Here is a 16,374-nt window from a genome sequence, read left to right on the forward strand (position 1 = left end):
CCGGGCGGCTTTTTCTTGTTCTCTGAAGGGGCTTTCGCAGCAGTTTTCCGCTCAACCCGCTATGTCCGGAACCGGCGGTTATGTATCGCGTCCAGCAGGGGAGTACCGTTTTTTGTACGACAACGGCGTCTCGTTCACCAGCTTCCGGAATTCCCGATAAAAGGAAGAGATGCTCTGGAACCCGCATTGCTCGCAAATGTCCTCGATCGGCATATCCGTCTGCACCAGCAGCCGCTGAGCCGCTTGCACGCGCAAATGAAGCAGGTACGTTTTGAACCTTTCCCCCATCACCTCCGCAAACAGATGACGGGCCCGCGACGGGCTGAGCGACATCGCTCTGGCGACGTCCTCCAGATGGATGCTCTCGCGATAATGGGATTGAATATAGGCAAGACCGGCTCGTACGGTTGCATATTTGGAATAAAACGGCTTCCATGCCCCATCCGTCTCGGCATCGTAATGGCGCGCGAGCAGCGAGCATATATGAAACAGCAAGCTTTTGACCAGCGTACCGTAGGCCGGACGGCGCTCCGCCAGCTCCTCCTGCATCTGTTGAATCAGTTTGCCGATGTCTTGAGCGATCGGGAGTTGTCCGGGGATCCGATGCGTAAACCGCTCGCGGTCATAAATAAACGGTCGGAGCAGATGGAAGTCCAACTGCTCGATCGTTGATGCCTGGAAAAATAAAAACATATTCGAGCAGGTGCGGCCCCTGTACGATTTGGACGTGTGACGCTCGACATTGTTGACGATGATCAGATCGCCCGGCTCGATATCGTATTCCCGGTTTTTAAAATAAAACACCCCTTTGCCGGAAAGACAGTAGCAAATCTCCAGCGTATCGTGCCAATGCGGTATTTCCGGAATGGTCGGCAGCGTCCATGGAACGAGCGAAACCCCCGTTTCGGCGCTAGGCAGATGGTTGTTCCGGATCGCCTCGACGGACTGAATAATGTCCATAGCCACAGCTCCCTTCGTATAGAGCCTTCTCGGTTCCAGTATAGAACCCGGCCAGCCGCCGTTCAATACGCTCCTGACGAAATAGCCGTTTTTGAGAATAAAAGAGACGCTGCCGCCATTGTTTGCGTTAAGGATGATCAGTAAGATGAAATCACGATCGGTGACCGGATGATCAAGGTCAGCGGTTGGACAAAAAGGAGGGATATGCGGATGCCAGCACATGCGACATTGCCGTACCGCTTCGAATTCGACAAGAACGAGGTGCGGAACATTGTGGAATGCAACGAGCAGCATGGTTTTGCGATTGTAAAAGGGATGCTGCCCCCTGCTATGGTGGAGATGCTGAAAGCGGAAGTGCGCCGCGTGCTAGAGTCCGTCGTACAGTCATCCGGCGTTATTACGTATACGCATACTCATTTCATCGAGTTTTCTCCCGTTTACGCGTCTTTGATGGCTTATGAGCCGTACATGCAGATCGCCCGCGCCCTGAACAACGATGAACCGATCACATTGAACCGTTCCGCCGCGATTTACAAAAAAGCGGGCTGCGGCCCGATGGCCTGGCATACGGACTGGGGGCCGCTGGAGCATCCGTACGATACCAATGCGGTTTTGAACAATTCCGGCGCCAGCTCCATGTGGTTTTATTTGAATGGCATTGACGATGTGAGGGGAGGGTTGGCGATCATTCCGGACTCCCATACGGAAGATTGGAACGCGCCCGAAGGCTTTGCTTTTACGAAGCACAACAAGTCGTTTTACCGAAAAGGGGACGTGCCGGCGCCTCATACAAGGATGGACGATGTGCCCGGCGCGATGCCGGTAATCGCCGAACCGGGCGATATGATCTTGTTCGCGGAGCGGACGTACCACGGGGTATACCCGCACCTTGGGACGGAAACGCGGCTAAGCTGCGGAATGAGCTTCCGTAAGATAAGCTACAAGCCCGAGCAAGTATGGCCTCTGTCCGAATCGGCGAGACGGTTTATCGACTCAAGCGCGCCGGAGATCAAGCCGTTCGTCGAAGGGTATATCGGGATGGGCGGGGACTGGCGGAGCGTCGCCCGTTAAGGTGTTCCCGCAAGTCGCAGGAATGAGTCGTAGAAGCTGTCTACTGATTGTGGGCAACTAAGTGCTTCTCGTTTGAGCAATAGAACGATCGTGGTAACTGTGGTCAACGTGGAGTTTCATAAAAATTTGATCGGAGGCATCCACAAAGTAGACTTTAAACTGTCCCATGTAATCGACAGCCTCTGCGTACACCGCTAGTGCCAGACCTCGAAATTAGAAATTAGACCAACGGATAAATCTACCAGCGTATGGGCAGCGGAGATCGGTGTCCGGATCCGGCAGCGAATGAATTTATGCCTACATGCTGAATGAGGATAGCAAGGGCTTGTGCAGAGTGAAGCGAGTAGCGGAAGAAAGACTTCCGCTACTATGCCTGAAACCGTCCAGAAAGGTGGATAGCGGAACAATTATTTCCGTTATTTATGAAAATTTGCTTGAAATACAGAGAAATCCTCCGTATAGAGGAAATAAAACTTCCGCTAACGACCATAAAAGAGTTTGATTGACGAATTAGCGGAAGTAAAGTTTCCTCTATCTTCATTTGCTGGTAGCAAAACATCTGTTCAAGTTTACTAAATCGTTAAAGCAGTAAAATGAAACATTCTTTATTAAGTAAACCCTCCGCTTACATAGGACTTTCATCGTGGCTAAGCATCGTTTAGCCACTTTTAGAACGTATACTCAGGTTCGACGACTAACGAATCGGATCGTGCTTATGACCGAAAAACGACGTTATTGCAGACGTAACGAATCCGGGCATCGTTATCGAACCGAAAGTGGAAAAAATCGATCCGAATTGCGGCGATTAACAATACAAGAGTTCGTTACAAATTCAATCGTCAGTATTCGGCTCTGCTAACGAATGCTGGGTTCGTTAGCCCAACCCAACTAAATCACAACACAGGAACGAACCGTTTCCGGTATTCCATCGGCGTGAAGCCGGTTTGTTCCTTAAACACTTTGTCGAAATAGTTGATGTTGCAAAAACCGCTTTTTTCGGCGACATCAGTGACCGGTATGTCCGAATCGAGCAGCATCCGCTTCGCTTGTTCGATGCGAATCCGGGTCAAGTAGCGGATAGGGGGAAGGCCGAACACTTTTTTGAACAAGCTGGAGAAATGATATGGGCTTAAATTGACGGTTTGGCTGACTCGCTCCATTTGCACTTTGCCGGCATAATGGTGTTCCATATAATCGATCGCCGGCTGCAGCCTGCGGAAAGAGGCGGCATGCTTCTCGGCATCGCCGTTCCGCGGCTCGTGCTGATGCAGCCGGAGCAGCGGGGCCATCACCCGGTAAATGCAGGACAAAATGCCATATTCGTAGGCCAGTTCCTGCTTGATATACTCCTCGTACGCCTTCTCCATCGCATCGGCCAGCTCCGGCCATAGCGGATGTTTGGTGTTATAGTGATTGCGTATGACGTTGGAGCCGCCGAACAAGGAGAGCGCCTGGCGGATTTCCGGATTGTCCGCGGCAAGGAGCAGCAGCGATTTATCGAACACCATTCCTTGGATTTCGCCCTTGCCGTTCCCGCTCGCATCCACTTCGGTCGTAACGGAATGGATCTGGTTGCTGTTGAAAAAAAAGATATCGCCGGCTTGCGCTTCGAACGTCTCCCTGTCAATCCGGACGGTAACAGAGCCTCGCGATACCCGTATAAATTCGAGATGCTCATGCCAATGGGCGATTACCAGAAAAGGTGCCCGATGCTGAATGGACGCTTTGAACGGAAACCGAGTTCCTTCAAAATCTTCTATTTTTTTCATAGGCTCCATCGCCGGCTGCCTCCTTCGGCTGCTGCTATTGTATGGTTTTATTGTAGCACGACTCGGTTAAGCGTTTTACCGGAATCGCAAAAAAACATAACTTAATCGCGAAAAGTTGTATAGCTATCCCTATCGGAATCGGGCATAGTAAAGAGGGTAAACCGCGCGGGGCCCAACGAAAGATACAAAATTGGAAAACGATTTCATAGGGGGATTACAATGTTTAGTCGCCGATTGCGTTTTTTTGCTGCCGTACTGGTTGTCGTCATGGCAGCGGGCTGCTCCGGAGAAAGTAAGCCGGGAGCTTCCTCGCCGAGCAGCGACGTTTCGTCAAACAAGGGCGAAACGCCCACCGAGCCGGTTACGTTGAACTTCTATACAGAAGGGAATGCATCGGTTTTGGCGGATACGATTGCCGAGCTGGTTGCGAAGAAATATCCCCATATCAAACTGAATACGACGCTGGGCAAGGGAAAGGCTCAAATCGAGGATATGGTCGGAGCCGGTCAATGTCGTATCGCTTCCGGCTTTCCAAGGATACGAGGGAAAAGGCTCCCAGTTTAATGCGCCGTATTATACGATCCCGCCGACGAGTAAATATAAAGATCAGGCGTTTCAAGTGATTGCGTACATGATGTCCGACGAAGTGCAGCAGATAATGTCCAGGCGGGGACGGCTTCCGATTGTGAAGGACGAGAAGGCGAAGAGTGAATTCGGGACCGGAATCGAAGGCTTGAAGGACAAAAACTTAAAAGCGTTCTTCATGGATACGGTCGCCAAGCCCGCGCCTTCGACGATTTATGATACGATAGCCAAAACGACGATGGTCCAGAAAAGCATACGCGGTATCGCTGTGGACGGCAAGGACGTCAATACGGCGCTTCGCGAGTCGGAGGACGATATCAATAAACAGATTGAGGCTGACAAAGCAGCTAAGAAGTAAACGAATCGGACCTGGTCGTCAAAAGCGGAAGAGGGAGAGGGAACGACATGACCCATAAACAGGAGCAATACGATATTGTCATCGTCGGAGCGGGAGTGGGCGGCATATGCGCCGCTCTCGCGGCGGCCCGGCTGCGGCGCAGCGTGCTGCTGCTGGAGGAGATGGCGGAGATCGGCGGAACGGGCGTGCATTCCGCCGTCTCGCTGATCTGTGCGTTCAGGGACAACAACGGACGGCCGATCAATAACGGAATTCACCGCGAGCTGTTTCCGCAAGCGTATACACACGGCAAGGGCTTGTTCGAAGTGGAGGAGACCGTTCCCACCTACGACGAGAAGCAGTTGAAGGCTTCCTACCAGGCATTACTGGAAGCGGAGCCGGGCATAACGGTTCGGACAGGACACAAAGTGACGGATGTCGAATCGAAAGACGGCTCGATCGTCTCGTTATCGGTGGAGTCGGTTAACGGGGAGACATCTCGGGTAGTCGGACGCGTGTTTCTCGATGCGACGGCCGACGGCAACCTGAGCGCCCTGGCAGGCGCCGAATGCCAGATGGGACGCGAAGAGGACGGGAAAATGCAGACAGCTACCGTGACGTTCAAGATGGTCGGCTTCGATCCTGCCAAGCTCCTCAACCCGCGTATTACGACATGGGGCGGCATCCATTCGTTAAGAAAAGAATTGACGGTGTATTACCAGCAAATGAAGGAAGCCGGGGGAACGAACAATCCGCGCCCGAGCGTACTGTGCTTTCCGTATCCGGACGGACGGGGCATTTTGTTCAACTCGACGGCCGTGACCGATATAGACCCGACGGATGCGGAATCGGTTTCCGCAGGGATGCGGGAAGGAACCGAGCAGGCGGTTCAACTGGCCGAAGCCGTCAAGCGCCACCCGGCGTTTGCTCAAGCGCAGGTCGAATTTATCGCGCCGAAGCTGGGCGTCCGCGAAGGGCGGCGAGTCGTCGGGGATTATATGCTGACGGCCGACGATTGTTTGTCCGGGCGCACCTTCGACGATATGGTCGCCGCTTGCGCGTACAGTTTGGATATTCATGATCCGCTCGGCGGCGGCGCCAAGCTCGTGAAAATCGGCGGCCCCGGCTATTACCATATCCCGTATCGTTCGCTGATCGCGAAAGGCTGGACCAATTTGCTGCTGAGCTCCCGCTGCATCAGCGGCTCCCACGAAGCGCACAGCTCGTACCGCGTCATGTCCGGTATTAGCGCTATCGGGGAAGCGGCGGGGACGGCGGCGGCATTGGCGCTATGGAGGAATGCCGGCGATGTGCGCGACGTTCCGGCGGCGCAAATTCGCTATGTGCTTCAAGCCGGCGGCCAGTTTGTGGAAGGTCCCGTAGAGAAAGTGAGCCTGAAGCAGCCTCCGGCGGAACAGAGCATCCAGCGGTAGAACAACGGATAGAACGATCAGGCTGCCGGACAGCCGGGTCGTTCTATTTGTGTAGGACAGCTTGACAGTTGGCATTTAAGGAATCGAGGTTTTCGTTGGAGCAGAATCGTCAGATTCAGTTAGAGGTTGGATGGCAATGCGCGAATGGACATCGGGGCATCAAAACAACCGGAAGCGCTGAAATAGCCGGAAGCGCCACAGCGAACTAAAGTGCTACCTTAGTCCGCTGCACGGCCTTCAAGTTTTCCCTTACGTGTAATCCAAAGAGTGGCGAGCTGAAGCCGGTCTTCCGTCCCGGAATTACGCGCCGCTCGGGGTCAAGGAAGCGCGGATGCTTTGAAACACATCATAAGTGCGTTTGGCGCATTCCGAGATCGAGATGGGGTGGAATCCGATCAATTCCGCGTATAACGTATCGTTCAGCGGTTGCGTCCAGTTTGCAGGCAGATTGTTTGCGCCTAGCGAGGCACCCATAATGGAACCCACAGTTGCGCCATTGCAGTCGGTATCCCAGCCGCCAAGCACGGAAGTCGCGATCGCAGTAGTGAAATCGCCTTTGGCGAAAATGATCGAGGCGGCGACAAGAGCCGCGTTGTTGTTCGTATGGACAGGGTGGTAGTGCTTGAACGACTCCCAGATCCGGTCGACAAGCTCTACCTGGTCTTTGGCTTCTTTGGCGATCGTGATCGCAAGCTCGATATCGTGCGCAAGTCGGCAATTGCGCGGGATTTCGCTCAATCCTATGCGTACGATCCGCTCCGGATCGCTTTCGACGAAAGCGGCTGCGATCATGGCCGCACAGAACATTTCCCCGTAGATGCCGTTCTTCACATGGGAGAAAGAAGCGTCGCGCCAAGCCAGATCGGCTGCAAGTTCAGGGTTGCCGGCTGCGCCGTAGGCGAAACCGTCGGCGCGAATTTGCGCTCCGATCCATTCCCGGTAAGGATTCAAATACGTGCGCACCCAATCTATGCGGGAATTCCAATCGTCCGGCCGTTGTCCCTTCTGATGAGAGGTCGCCTGCATGAAGTTCAAATAAGCTTGTGTCTCTGCCGTACAAACCTGTCTGTAGGCGAGCCGTCTGTGCCATAATTTCCCGATGTCGAACGAGTCGAATTCAAGCCCTTTCTCCTCCAGCATAACCAGTCCAAGGACGGTATAGCGGATATCGTCGTCCGTTTCCATGAATGCGATGCGTTCCCGCGTGCTTTTCACGCTGGCAGGGGCAATCGCTAAACCATGCTCCTTCTCTGCGCGGGATGCGATCGGGGTGTAGCCCTGAATCGGCCAGGCGTCAGCGCCTTCGAACCACAGCTGGACGTTGCGCCATCCCGGATTGTTCTCCGTTCCTGCCATGTAGGGCCATGCCTCGAGCGGCTTGCCCAGTGCGCAGCCGGCGCTGCGGCCGAGCCAGGCGCCATAAAATTTGTCCTGCCACTGCGCTTCATCCATCGAATCGTTCAACAGGCGCGGACCGTCAGGCCGCAGAGCACGTATATCCGCCAGCTCCGACGGCTCCTCGAACGGGAAATCGCTTCGAATCGGAAGCGCTGCCAATTCGTTGTAGAGCGCCATCAGCAACGCTTCATCGGTTCCTGCCGCCGCGACCTTCTCGGCATAGCCGTCCACATTGCAGCCTTCCTCCTGTCTTTGCACGACTTCCTTTTGTACCAGCTCATCGAGCGATGTCCAACCCGCCATATCCGAACCCTCCATAAAATGATGTTGTTGTAGGATCATTATAGTTGCGGCACGAGTGAGACTTCTACTCAGCTATTGTCGGGTATTCTCAATAATTGCGCAAACGGAAAATTTACTGCGGTAATCTAACGGAGAAATTCCCGCGATCGATTTGAAAAGACGATAGAAGGAAGGGATGCTCTGAAAGCCGCTTTCAAAACAAACGTCTGCGGCGCTCAGGTTCGTACTGATCAGCAGCCGCTTCGCTTCGTTAATCCGCAGCTGCAGCAAGTAATCTTTAAAGCTGCGGCCAAGCTCCTGTTGAAACAGATGGCTGGCCCGGGAGGGGCTTATGTGAAGGGCATCCGCCATGTCCGTCAACTCGAGCGGTTCTCGGAAACGCTCTTCAAGGATAGCCAAAGCCGGCCGCATCCGCCGGAACGAGTCGCTCATCCGTTTCCATTCGAGCTTTGACATGCCGGTCGAATAATGGCGCAGCAGCAGCACGCACAGCTCCAGCAGAGCGCTTTTGGCCATGCTTAAATAGCCGTCCTGTTTGGCGTCGAGTTCGTACCATACTTTCTCAATTAATGCCCCGATCGGTGCAGACAGGGGAGAGGCGGAAGTCAAGCGATTGTCGAAATGATCGGAGCTGTAGGCGAAGGGCAGAAGCAGCGATTCTTCCTCACCCAGTAGCAGCCGCGGATCGAAATTGATAAAGATGTACGTACTGGGGTCGCATTCAGCCGATTGGGCAATATGAAGTTCCCTGTTATTTACAATGAAAATATCGCCGGCAGCGACCCGGTACCGCTTCTCGCCGAAATAAAAAAAACCGCTGCCGGAAATACAGAGGCCGATTTCCAGGCTGGAGTGGTAATGAAGCGGCTCCAGCTCTGGGCTCGGCGTCCAGCGGAAGGCGTTGATCGGAATATGATTCTCATAAGTAATAGTCAGCCTCATCAGGAACCTCGAATTCTCATGTTTTGCCCCGGGCATCCCAAAGAAACGCCAGTTAAGGCTGATGCGGCCCCTGTGCCTTCGTCTCCCGCCGCTCCTGCTGCTGATATTGGCGGGGGGAGCAGCCGTATTTGCTGCGGAACACCCGTTCGAAGTGGGTCAAGGTGCGAAAGCCGGAAGCGTAGCAAATATCGGTTACCGGCCGGTCCGAAGCAAGGAGCAGGGCTGCCCCGAATTCGAGCCGCAAGTTCTGCAGGTAGTGCTGGAACGTATGGCCGGTCGTCTGCCGGAAGCATGTGCTGAAGTAGCCGGGCGCGAGATTGGCTTCTCTGGCGGCATCCTGCAATCGCAGCGGTTCCCGGAAGTGATGATGAATAAAGGGAAGGGCGTTCGCTACCGCGGCGTGCCCCGATGTCGTAGCCTCGGCGCCGATGAAGCCCCGATCGGCCGGGCTGATCTCCCGCTGGCGCAGCAGTTCGATCAGGATGCGTTCCAGCGCCCCTTTGACCATCAGCCGCTGGGCGATCTTCGGCTCCCGCACCTCCCGGTCGATAACCCGGTATTCCTGCTCCACCCGCAAGAGTGCATCGTGTTCCAGACGGATCATCCGGCTGGTATTGCCGTATAGCAGCAATTCGCGCAGCTCGCCGACCAGCATATCGTCCGAGAAGATTACGTTATAGATATGCAGGACGGAATCGGGGTCGGGATAAACTTCGTGGAAATCCGCCGGGGTTAGCAGGAAAAGACTGCCTCTCTCCAGCGGATGGGAGACTCCGTTCAAGACGTTCGTTCCTGTTCCTTCCGTTATGACGCACATCTCGTAAAATTCGTGCCAATGAAGCGGAGACGGCTTCGTCAGCCGCTGCACGAAAAAGTTGAATGACCGGTTAAGCTCCATATACTGCTCATTCAACAGCCGTCTGGGCTGCGTTCCGTTCTCCCGCTTCATCGGTTCATTCCTTTCCGGTTACAGTCGTTTATATGTTCTCGAAACGGCTTCCTGCTACATCCCGTCCTCGGGCAAGCCATACCTTGTGATTCTCATTGCGCTCCGGAATGACGCGCGTTTCCGTAGAGAAATAACGCATCGTATAGCCGCATCTGCGGTATGGGCTCGTATTGGCCTTTGCGCCGTGGATGATCCGGCTGTCGTGCAGCGAGCATTCGCCCCGTTCCAGTTCAAAGTAGACCGCTTGCGAGTCGTCGATATTTTTGATCTGCGACCGAAACAAGTTTTTGCTCGAATCCACTTTCTCATATTCGGAAAACCCGTTGTTGTGAGTGCCGGGGATGACGCGCATGCAGCCGTTTTCCTGATTGCTGCGGTCAATCGCCAGCCAAACCGTGACGATTTTATCGAAGCTGCTCACGCGTCCTTTCCAGTAGGCGGAGTCTTCGTGCCATGGAGTTGCGCGTCCCACCACCGGTTCTTTGCTGATGAAATGGCTCGACCACAAGCCGATGTTCGGGCCGATGATCGGTTCTACCAGATCCAGCACCTCGTCCGCCAGCAAAAACTCCAGCAGCCGTTCGTCACGGAAGTGGGGGGTATCCAGCTCATCCGACAGTTTTGCACCTTTCAGCTTCAGATGCTCTTCGAAAATGTTCGTCAAGAGATTCAACTTTTGTTCAGAAAAAAGCGGCTTTTTGTAAAGAAAATAGCCGTTTTGATTATAATAGGCCGCATCCTCCGGAGTTAGCAAGCTTTCTTTTTGCTGCATGAACAACGCCTCCACCAATCGATTATAGGTACAGCATTACTGTAGCAAATCAGGTGCGGAAGGCGCTCATCTTTCCATCCGGAAAAGTTAGCGTATCTTCAGATGGTTGTCGTCGGATCTCGCCTGGACCGACCGTGTATATTCTGTAGGCGTCATCCCGGTAGTATGTTTAAATTGCCGCGAAAAATGATGCACACTGCAATACCCGAGCCTTTCAGCAATTTCCGAAAAGTTTTTTCTTTCCCCCCGGATCAATTGCTTGGCCTGCTCAATTTTCAACTGATTGAAAAACTCTCTTACCCCCATGTTCGTCTTCGCCTTGATAATCATCTTTAATTTCGTGCGGCTGATGGCAAAATGGGCACATAATTGGTCGATCGAGAGCGTGTCCGAAAGATGCTCGATCATATATTGAATGATTTGCTCCGCCAATTCCTGAGCGCTATGCTCAATAGCAGCAGTAGACACGATGTTCGTACGATGAGCCGGATTTCCCGATCGGATTAACTCAATCAATAATATTTCCAAATAATTGCGAATCAGCTGATCGCTGCCAAAAGGCGCATCCAAACGACGAAACGGGTATTGCATCGAAGGAGAATGGATGGGCGGATCGAACGACGACTTTCCTTCTCTCACTAATTTCGTTAAAATGTACCGCTCCTCATCGCGCAGCCGAAAGGAATTGCCCGAAAAAAAGTCCATACACGGGGCGGAGCATTCGAAGGTGATAATGATCAGATTAGGTGCCGTGCCGTGCAAAGCTTTGCCGCCATGAAATTCATTCGGTTTATAAAACACAATCTCGCCCTGCTTCAGCTGGCATGTGCGCAAATCGGTCACGATCTCGATTTCTCCCGTATCTACGTAGACCAGTTCCCAAAAATCATGTTTTTCGCCCGGACTGTCATAATGGCTCGGCAGTTCCTTGTAGTAAAACGTTATCAATTTACGAATCTCCAATTCTTCCTTCAAGAGATACCGTTGATACACCATGTTGTGTCCGGCCCCCATCCAATCATGCAAATTATATGCCTAAGCAGATAAAGCCTTTTCATCCCGTATCTCTTATTATAGCAAATAAGAATGAACACTTTGAATTCATCATGCGCAGAGGTGTATCATTCTCTTATTTTCAACGATACGGTGGGGGAGAGAAGACGTCATGAGCAAAATCAGATTAGGGGTTATAGGCTGCGGAAACATAGCCGGATCACACTTTGGGGGGCTGACCGAATTAAGCGATGTGATGGAATTAACTGCGGTATGCGATATCATCTTGGAACGAGCCGAGCAGGCGGCCGCCCGATTCGGAATCCGGACGGCTGTGGCGGAATACGAGCAATTGATTGATGAAGTGGACGCGGTGCTCATTTCCTTGCCGCACGATCTTCACTTTCCGGTAGGCATGTATTTCTTGCAAGCAGGAAAGCACGTGCTGATGGAGAAGCCGCTCTGCAATACCGAAGAAGAATGCACCCAGCTAATTGAGACGGCTGAACGCAATAATCGGGTGCTGATGACCGCTTATCCGGTACGTTATTGGCCGGCGATTGTCAAGATTAAGGAATGGATCGACAACACAACGTACGGAGAACCTTTCCAGCTGTCGATCTGGACGGAGCAATATACGAAATTTCCGGAAGACCACTGGGCGGCATCGGCCGAACGTCTGGGCGGCGGACAGTTTTTCAGTCACGGCTGCCACTATGTGGATCTGATGATGTGGCTTCTCGGCGATCCGATCCGTGGCACTCACATGGGAACGAATCTGGGGACGCCTTGGATGGAAAAGGAAGGGACGAGCAATGTCGTGATCGAGTTCGCCAGCGGGGCGACGGGGTACCATATGGGAACTTGGGGAGCCCGGGGCACTCGGCTCGGTTGGAGCTTGCACATTCATTGCACGCACGGCATGATCGAATACAAGCGTTCCGATGGCAAAGTTTACTTGCACCACAGCATCAAGGAAGAGAAATCAAACCTGGACACGGATTCGAAAATCACAGTCCTATATGAAGATTCCAGCAGCGGCAAGCTCACCCAGCATGAAACGCGCCACTTCCTGGAATGTATCCTGAACAATAAACGTCCGATGACCGACGGACCATCCAGCCTGCAAGGATTGCGCGTGATCTGGCGTCTATATGAAGCGGAGAAAAATCATACGGTAGCGGACCTGAGAGGTCTGGGTCTGCATGGACATGGAGTCGTTAGCGGGATATAACACATGGAAAAGAGGGGGATGGCATGATGCAACGAGTTGCTCGGCAAAAAATGATTGCTATGATCGGTTGTACAGCGATTCTATCAGGATTGTTGGCGGGCTGCGGCAGTCCGAAAGAGAGTTCGCAGCCGGATGCGAAGCCCCAGTCTGCGCAAGCTGATCCTGTTGAACTCGTTTTTTACGCGTTGTCCCCGTTGTCCGGAACGGAGCAGGAGATGGCGGCGCAATGGACGGCTTATGTGCAGAAAAAGCATCCGCATATTTCATTCAAATTTATTAATGCAACCGGGGAAAATTCCGTCGACAATTTCATTCTCACGAAACAGACGGCGGATATCCTGTTCGGTTCGTTTGCCAGCTTTCTTCTGTACAAGGACCGGGATCTGGTGGGAGATATGAGCGACTTGGTCAAGCAGTATAAGATGGATCTCGGTACGATCGAGAAGCCGTATATAGATCTGGTGCATCATTCTTTTGACGGCAAGCTGCCGCTGCTGCCCGTATACGATCTGAGGTTGGGGCTTTATTACAACAAAGACGTATTCGATAAATTTGGCATCCCTTACCCCAAGGACGGGGTCACCTGGGAGGAACTGCTCGTCACCGCCAAACAGCTGACCCGGGTAGACGGGGGAGTCACTTACCGCGGACTCGTAACGGCTGCCGCTGGAGGAGGTCTGGCGATCAACCAGAACTCGTTAGGGTACGTCGATCCGAAAAAACCGGATAAAGCGGCGATTTATACGGATTCGTGGAAGCGCTATTTTGAAACGATCGTCCCTTTGTTTACAGCTCCGAACTATGAACCGACACGAGAACTAATGGCAGGGGGCGCCCAACTCAAAATGTTCGAGCAAGGCACTGCCGCTATGCTGCTCGCCTTTAACTCTTACGGGATATTCAACCTTCCTTCGCTTCATCTCAATTGGGACGTCGCCAGCCTGCCCGAAATGAGCAGCCTGCGCGGAGTCGGAGCTCAACCGTATCCGGTGTATCTGGGTCTCTCGTCCACGAGCAAACATAAGGATGCCGCTTTTCTGGCGATCAGCGCGCTGCTCTCCGGAGAAGTCCAGATCGATCGGTCTTCGAAGTATGGAGTGTTCAGCCCGTTGAAGGATTCAGCAGCGAAAGCCTCCTTCGGAGAAGCCGGGATGTGGAAGGGGAAAAACATTCGCGCCTTTACGGCTCAAAAACCTGCGGCTCCGGCTCCGGCTGCCAAAGCGGAATTCAAAACGATTATTGAAGGCGAGCTTAACAAGGCGTTCCTGTCTGTCGTAACGGGTGAAAAAGATATCAATACCGCTTTGCGGGAGGCGGAAGAAGCGTCTGACAAAGCGATCCAGCAGCAGCAGTCCCAACAAGCCAAGTAACAACTCTAACGGGCGAAGGAGGCGTTACCAATGTCAAACAATCAGGGAAAAATGCAGGGTGGAAGCGATACTCCGGTTCTCAAAGACCGGAGTGCCTTCCGGAAGCTTAGCCGAAGAAACGTGTTGACCGCTCTTGGTGCGACAGGGGTTATGATGGCAGCACAATCGTTCGGCGGAGCGTCCTTGTTGATCGAATCAGAGGCGTCGGGCTCGCCTCCATTTGTGAAGTATGTTTCAGACATTGCGGAGCTGAGAGCGCTGAACGGTATGCAGGAAGGGCAAGCTGTGGCGGTAATGAAGACTGGACGGGCGGGCTTGTTTTATTTTTCCTCAGGGAATCTGTCCGCGAAGGTGGCCGGCGACCCGCAATATGGGGTTTATATCGCTCCCAACAGCGATACGTCAGGAGCCAGCGGGGCGTGGATTCGTCAATACGGGCAAGCTGCAGCCTTTAACGCGAAGGTCAACATTGCCTGGTTTGGCGCCGCAGGAGATGGGGTTACCGACGATTACCCGGCCATTCAAGGCGCCGTCGATTTCTCGTTGAACGTATTTTTCCCGGAGGCTCCGGTGCAGTGGCGAGTTTCACAGTCTGTAGTCGTACGCCCTCTCCAGCAGTTGGAGGGCGAATGCAAGTGGCAGGATTGGAATTTGTCTGCCGACACAGCCAAAGGGGTTAAAGGCGATCCGGGAGTAGCGCCGTTCACCACGCTGCCGGCAGGCACGTCCTATCCGTCCGTGCCTCCCGCATCTGCACAGCAGCGGCGCGGTCTGACCTTTTATCGGATGCACGTCATCGGAGATCACGCGCCCGCGGTCATTCACCATTACGCGAGCAATTTCACTTATCGGGAATGCTGCTTGCGCTCCAGTCACGCCCCAACCCTTCCGATGCGTTACTCGTACCGGGGAACGTTCGACAACAATCTGATCGGCGCCAGCAATTACGCAGGGTGGGTGGTACAGCTCTATGACAATTGCAATGCGATCGACTTTAAAGGGAGCAATTACGTTGCGGGCTCTTCCATTGGCGGCGCCATCGATATTTCCAAAAGCCAGTCCATCACGATTCAAGGCGGGGTGCACGAGGTTGTCGGCCTTCCTTGCTACCGGATCGGCGGCCTGTCCACTCAAGAAGCCGAGCATATCCAAGAGGTCGGCAATTGTCACGGGATTCGGATCGTCGGCAATTACTTCGAGCGGTGCGCCTTACCGATTTCTGTGGGCATGGCGGCCTATGTGTTCGGTGTTGAGATTGAAGGCAACTTTTTAAGCTGCTACGGAAATGAGACCGCTTACATAGCGGGAATCGAGCTTGGCTCCGTTAACGGCTGGAACGTCCGGAATAATTCGCTGATTAAGGGAGCCAATAACATCCCGACCGTCCGCTTCGGCTACAACCCGCAGGCCACGTACCGATACGCAGTGGCTGGAACGTTAAAGGATAATCATGTTCAGCGAAACGATCTGTCTAACGGAATCGATTATGAAGTGGCTGCGGGAATGAATGCCGGGCTTCTCGGTTACTTGTTTGGCAGCAATTACATGGATTTTACGAACACGAAGGACCTGACGGACGGGAGTCCGGTCACGTTCAAAACGTATGGCCGGCTTCATGAGTGGACCTCGCGTGTAATAGACGGCACCGAAACTACTAAAATCATCGATTTCGATTTTGTCGGCCCTGAAGGCGGGATGTTGGAGGAAGTGACCGTATTTCTCGTGGACGGAGCGCCGGATGCTTCGATGTCGGTGGGATATACGGGCAATAGCCAATATAACGCAAACACCGCGATCGCATCCCTCACCTTCATCGGAGAGAGAGCCTCTGTCCCGATCAGCAATCAGTTGATTTTAGGAGGGGCGGGGCGCCTGGTCATCAGGCACACGGCCGGCACGGCGTCCGGACGATATATGGTGCAGATCAGGTACAGGAAGTAAATAAAAGCGAACGGTCGCCGGGGCGTTCGATCGTTGGAAAAAGGCTGCTGACATGGATCGGCAGCCTTTTTTGTTGTTTCAATCCTACTTATCTCCATTCATAGGGGTCCAGAGAAAACGTGGTGTTCTGGTTTCTATAAATATTTGTTGTGGTTTTTATAATCGGTTGACACAACGATCAAATGCGTTATATAACTAAATTAACCCGGGTTATATGCATGAAAATCAATATCTGGTTATCAAATTTAAAAACCAGAAACCGATTTAAACGTTTGTAAAGTAAACATAGAAGATGTGCCATTCCACTCACGTATGGG

Annotated in this window: 14 protein-coding genes; 7 read left to right on the plus strand and 7 right to left on the minus strand. The window is 53.0% G+C overall.

Annotated elements, in window-relative coordinates; genetic code table 11:
• Nucleotides 1–78: 78 nt before the first annotated feature.
• Complete coding sequence (locus PV433_RS20640; RefSeq protein WP_332073941.1) at nt 79–960, minus strand: AraC family transcriptional regulator; 882 nt, start codon at nt 958–960, stop codon at nt 79–81.
• Between the two features lie 210 nt (nt 961–1,170).
• On the opposite strand from PV433_RS20640, the gene PV433_RS20645 reads away from it, so the two are divergent.
• On the plus strand, nt 1,171–2,031 hold the full coding sequence (locus PV433_RS20645; RefSeq protein WP_332073942.1) for a phytanoyl-CoA dioxygenase family protein: 861 nt from the start codon (nt 1,171–1,173) through the stop codon (nt 2,029–2,031).
• An 893-nt stretch (nt 2,032–2,924) separates the two neighbouring features.
• Here the strand turns inward: PV433_RS20645 and PV433_RS20650 are convergent.
• The gene (locus PV433_RS20650; protein WP_332073943.1) at nt 2,925–3,809 is read right to left on the minus strand and encodes an AraC family transcriptional regulator; all 885 of its coding nucleotides are present in this window, start codon (nt 3,807–3,809) and stop codon (nt 2,925–2,927) included.
• 210 nt (nt 3,810–4,019) lie between these two features.
• Between PV433_RS20650 and PV433_RS20655 the strand changes: the two genes are divergently transcribed.
• Genes PV433_RS20655 through PV433_RS20665 form a run of 3 tightly spaced genes read left to right on the plus strand, consistent with a single transcriptional unit; the run spans nt 4,020 to nt 6,155 of the window.
• Nucleotides 4,020–4,364 (plus strand): hypothetical protein, encoded by a 345-nt coding sequence (locus PV433_RS20655; protein WP_332073944.1) that lies wholly within the window; start codon nt 4,020–4,022, stop codon nt 4,362–4,364.
• A gap of 55 nt (nt 4,365–4,419) precedes the next feature.
• Nucleotides 4,420–4,743, plus strand: a complete 324-nt coding sequence (locus tag PV433_RS20660) for a hypothetical protein (RefSeq protein WP_332073945.1) — start codon at nt 4,420–4,422, stop codon at nt 4,741–4,743.
• Nucleotides 4,744–4,790: 47 nt separating this feature from the next.
• Complete coding sequence (locus PV433_RS20665; RefSeq protein ID WP_332073946.1) at nt 4,791–6,155, plus strand: FAD-dependent oxidoreductase; 1,365 nt, start codon at nt 4,791–4,793, stop codon at nt 6,153–6,155.
• Nucleotides 6,156–6,455: 300 nt separating this feature from the next.
• Here the strand turns inward: PV433_RS20665 and PV433_RS20670 are convergent, their stop codons facing one another.
• The 5 genes from PV433_RS20670 to PV433_RS20690 form a co-directional block, all read right to left on the minus strand.
• Nucleotides 6,456–7,856 carry an ADP-ribosylglycohydrolase family protein gene (locus PV433_RS20670; RefSeq protein ID WP_332073947.1) on the minus strand — a complete coding sequence of 467 codons (1,401 nt, stop codon included), beginning with the start codon at nt 7,854–7,856 and terminating at the stop codon, nt 6,456–6,458.
• Between the two features lie 72 nt (nt 7,857–7,928).
• Entirely contained in the window at nt 7,929–8,798 is an 870-nt protein-coding gene (locus tag PV433_RS20675; RefSeq protein ID WP_332073948.1) for an AraC family transcriptional regulator, read from the minus strand.
• Between the two features lie 52 nt (nt 8,799–8,850).
• Nucleotides 8,851–9,747 carry an AraC family transcriptional regulator gene (locus tag PV433_RS20680; RefSeq protein ID WP_332073949.1) on the minus strand — a complete coding sequence of 299 codons (897 nt, stop codon included), beginning with the start codon at nt 9,745–9,747 and terminating at the stop codon, nt 8,851–8,853.
• A gap of 28 nt (nt 9,748–9,775) precedes the next feature.
• Entirely contained in the window at nt 9,776–10,519 is a 744-nt protein-coding gene (locus PV433_RS20685; protein ID WP_332073950.1) for a phytanoyl-CoA dioxygenase family protein, read from the minus strand.
• 87 nt (nt 10,520–10,606) lie between these two features.
• Nucleotides 10,607–11,515 carry an AraC family transcriptional regulator gene (locus tag PV433_RS20690; RefSeq protein ID WP_332073951.1) on the minus strand — a complete coding sequence of 303 codons (909 nt, stop codon included), beginning with the start codon at nt 11,513–11,515 and terminating at the stop codon, nt 10,607–10,609.
• Between the two features lie 169 nt (nt 11,516–11,684).
• On the opposite strand from PV433_RS20690, the gene PV433_RS20695 reads away from it, so the two are divergent.
• The 3 genes from PV433_RS20695 to PV433_RS20705 are packed head-to-tail and all read left to right on the plus strand — an operon-like array spanning nt 11,685 to nt 16,057.
• Nucleotides 11,685–12,746, plus strand: coding sequence for a Gfo/Idh/MocA family protein (locus PV433_RS20695; protein ID WP_332073952.1), 1,062 nt, complete (start codon nt 11,685–11,687; stop codon nt 12,744–12,746).
• 23 nt (nt 12,747–12,769) lie between these two features.
• On the plus strand, nt 12,770–14,116 hold the full coding sequence (locus tag PV433_RS20700) for an ABC transporter substrate-binding protein (RefSeq protein ID WP_332073953.1): 1,347 nt from the start codon (nt 12,770–12,772) through the stop codon (nt 14,114–14,116).
• A gap of 30 nt (nt 14,117–14,146) precedes the next feature.
• A complete protein-coding gene (locus PV433_RS20705; protein ID WP_332073954.1) occupies nt 14,147–16,057 on the plus strand; it encodes a hypothetical protein in 1,911 nt (636 codons plus the stop codon).
• Nucleotides 16,058–16,374: the final 317 nt, after the last annotated feature.

The organism is Paenibacillus sp. GYB004 (assembly GCF_036577605.1).
GTDB lineage: Bacteria > Bacillota > Bacilli > Paenibacillales > NBRC-103111 > Paenibacillus_AB > Paenibacillus_AB oceani.

Coding starts and splice junctions, on each gene's coding strand:
- PV433_RS20645 (WP_332073942.1), top strand. CDS start 1,171: ATGCCAGCACATGCGACATTGCCGTACCGCTTCGAATTCGACAAGAAC.
- PV433_RS20690 (WP_332073951.1), bottom strand. CDS start 11,515: ATGGTGTATCAACGGTATCTCTTGAAGGAAGAATTGGAGATTCGTAAA.
- PV433_RS20665 (WP_332073946.1), top strand. CDS start 4,791: ATGACCCATAAACAGGAGCAATACGATATTGTCATCGTCGGAGCGGGA.
- PV433_RS20675 (WP_332073948.1), bottom strand. CDS start 8,798: ATGAGGCTGACTATTACTTATGAGAATCATATTCCGATCAACGCCTTC.
- PV433_RS20650 (WP_332073943.1), bottom strand. CDS start 3,809: ATGGAGCCTATGAAAAAAATAGAAGATTTTGAAGGAACTCGGTTTCCG.
- PV433_RS20705 (WP_332073954.1), top strand. CDS start 14,147: ATGTCAAACAATCAGGGAAAAATGCAGGGTGGAAGCGATACTCCGGTT.
- PV433_RS20655 (WP_332073944.1), top strand. CDS start 4,020: ATGTTTAGTCGCCGATTGCGTTTTTTTGCTGCCGTACTGGTTGTCGTC.
- PV433_RS20680 (WP_332073949.1), bottom strand. CDS start 9,747: ATGAAGCGGGAGAACGGAACGCAGCCCAGACGGCTGTTGAATGAGCAG.
- PV433_RS20685 (WP_332073950.1), bottom strand. CDS start 10,519: ATGCAGCAAAAAGAAAGCTTGCTAACTCCGGAGGATGCGGCCTATTAT.
- PV433_RS20670 (WP_332073947.1), bottom strand. CDS start 7,856: ATGGCGGGTTGGACATCGCTCGATGAGCTGGTACAAAAGGAAGTCGTG.
- PV433_RS20700 (WP_332073953.1), top strand. CDS start 12,770: ATGATGCAACGAGTTGCTCGGCAAAAAATGATTGCTATGATCGGTTGT.
- PV433_RS20695 (WP_332073952.1), top strand. CDS start 11,685: ATGAGCAAAATCAGATTAGGGGTTATAGGCTGCGGAAACATAGCCGGA.
- PV433_RS20640 (WP_332073941.1), bottom strand. CDS start 960: ATGGACATTATTCAGTCCGTCGAGGCGATCCGGAACAACCATCTGCCT.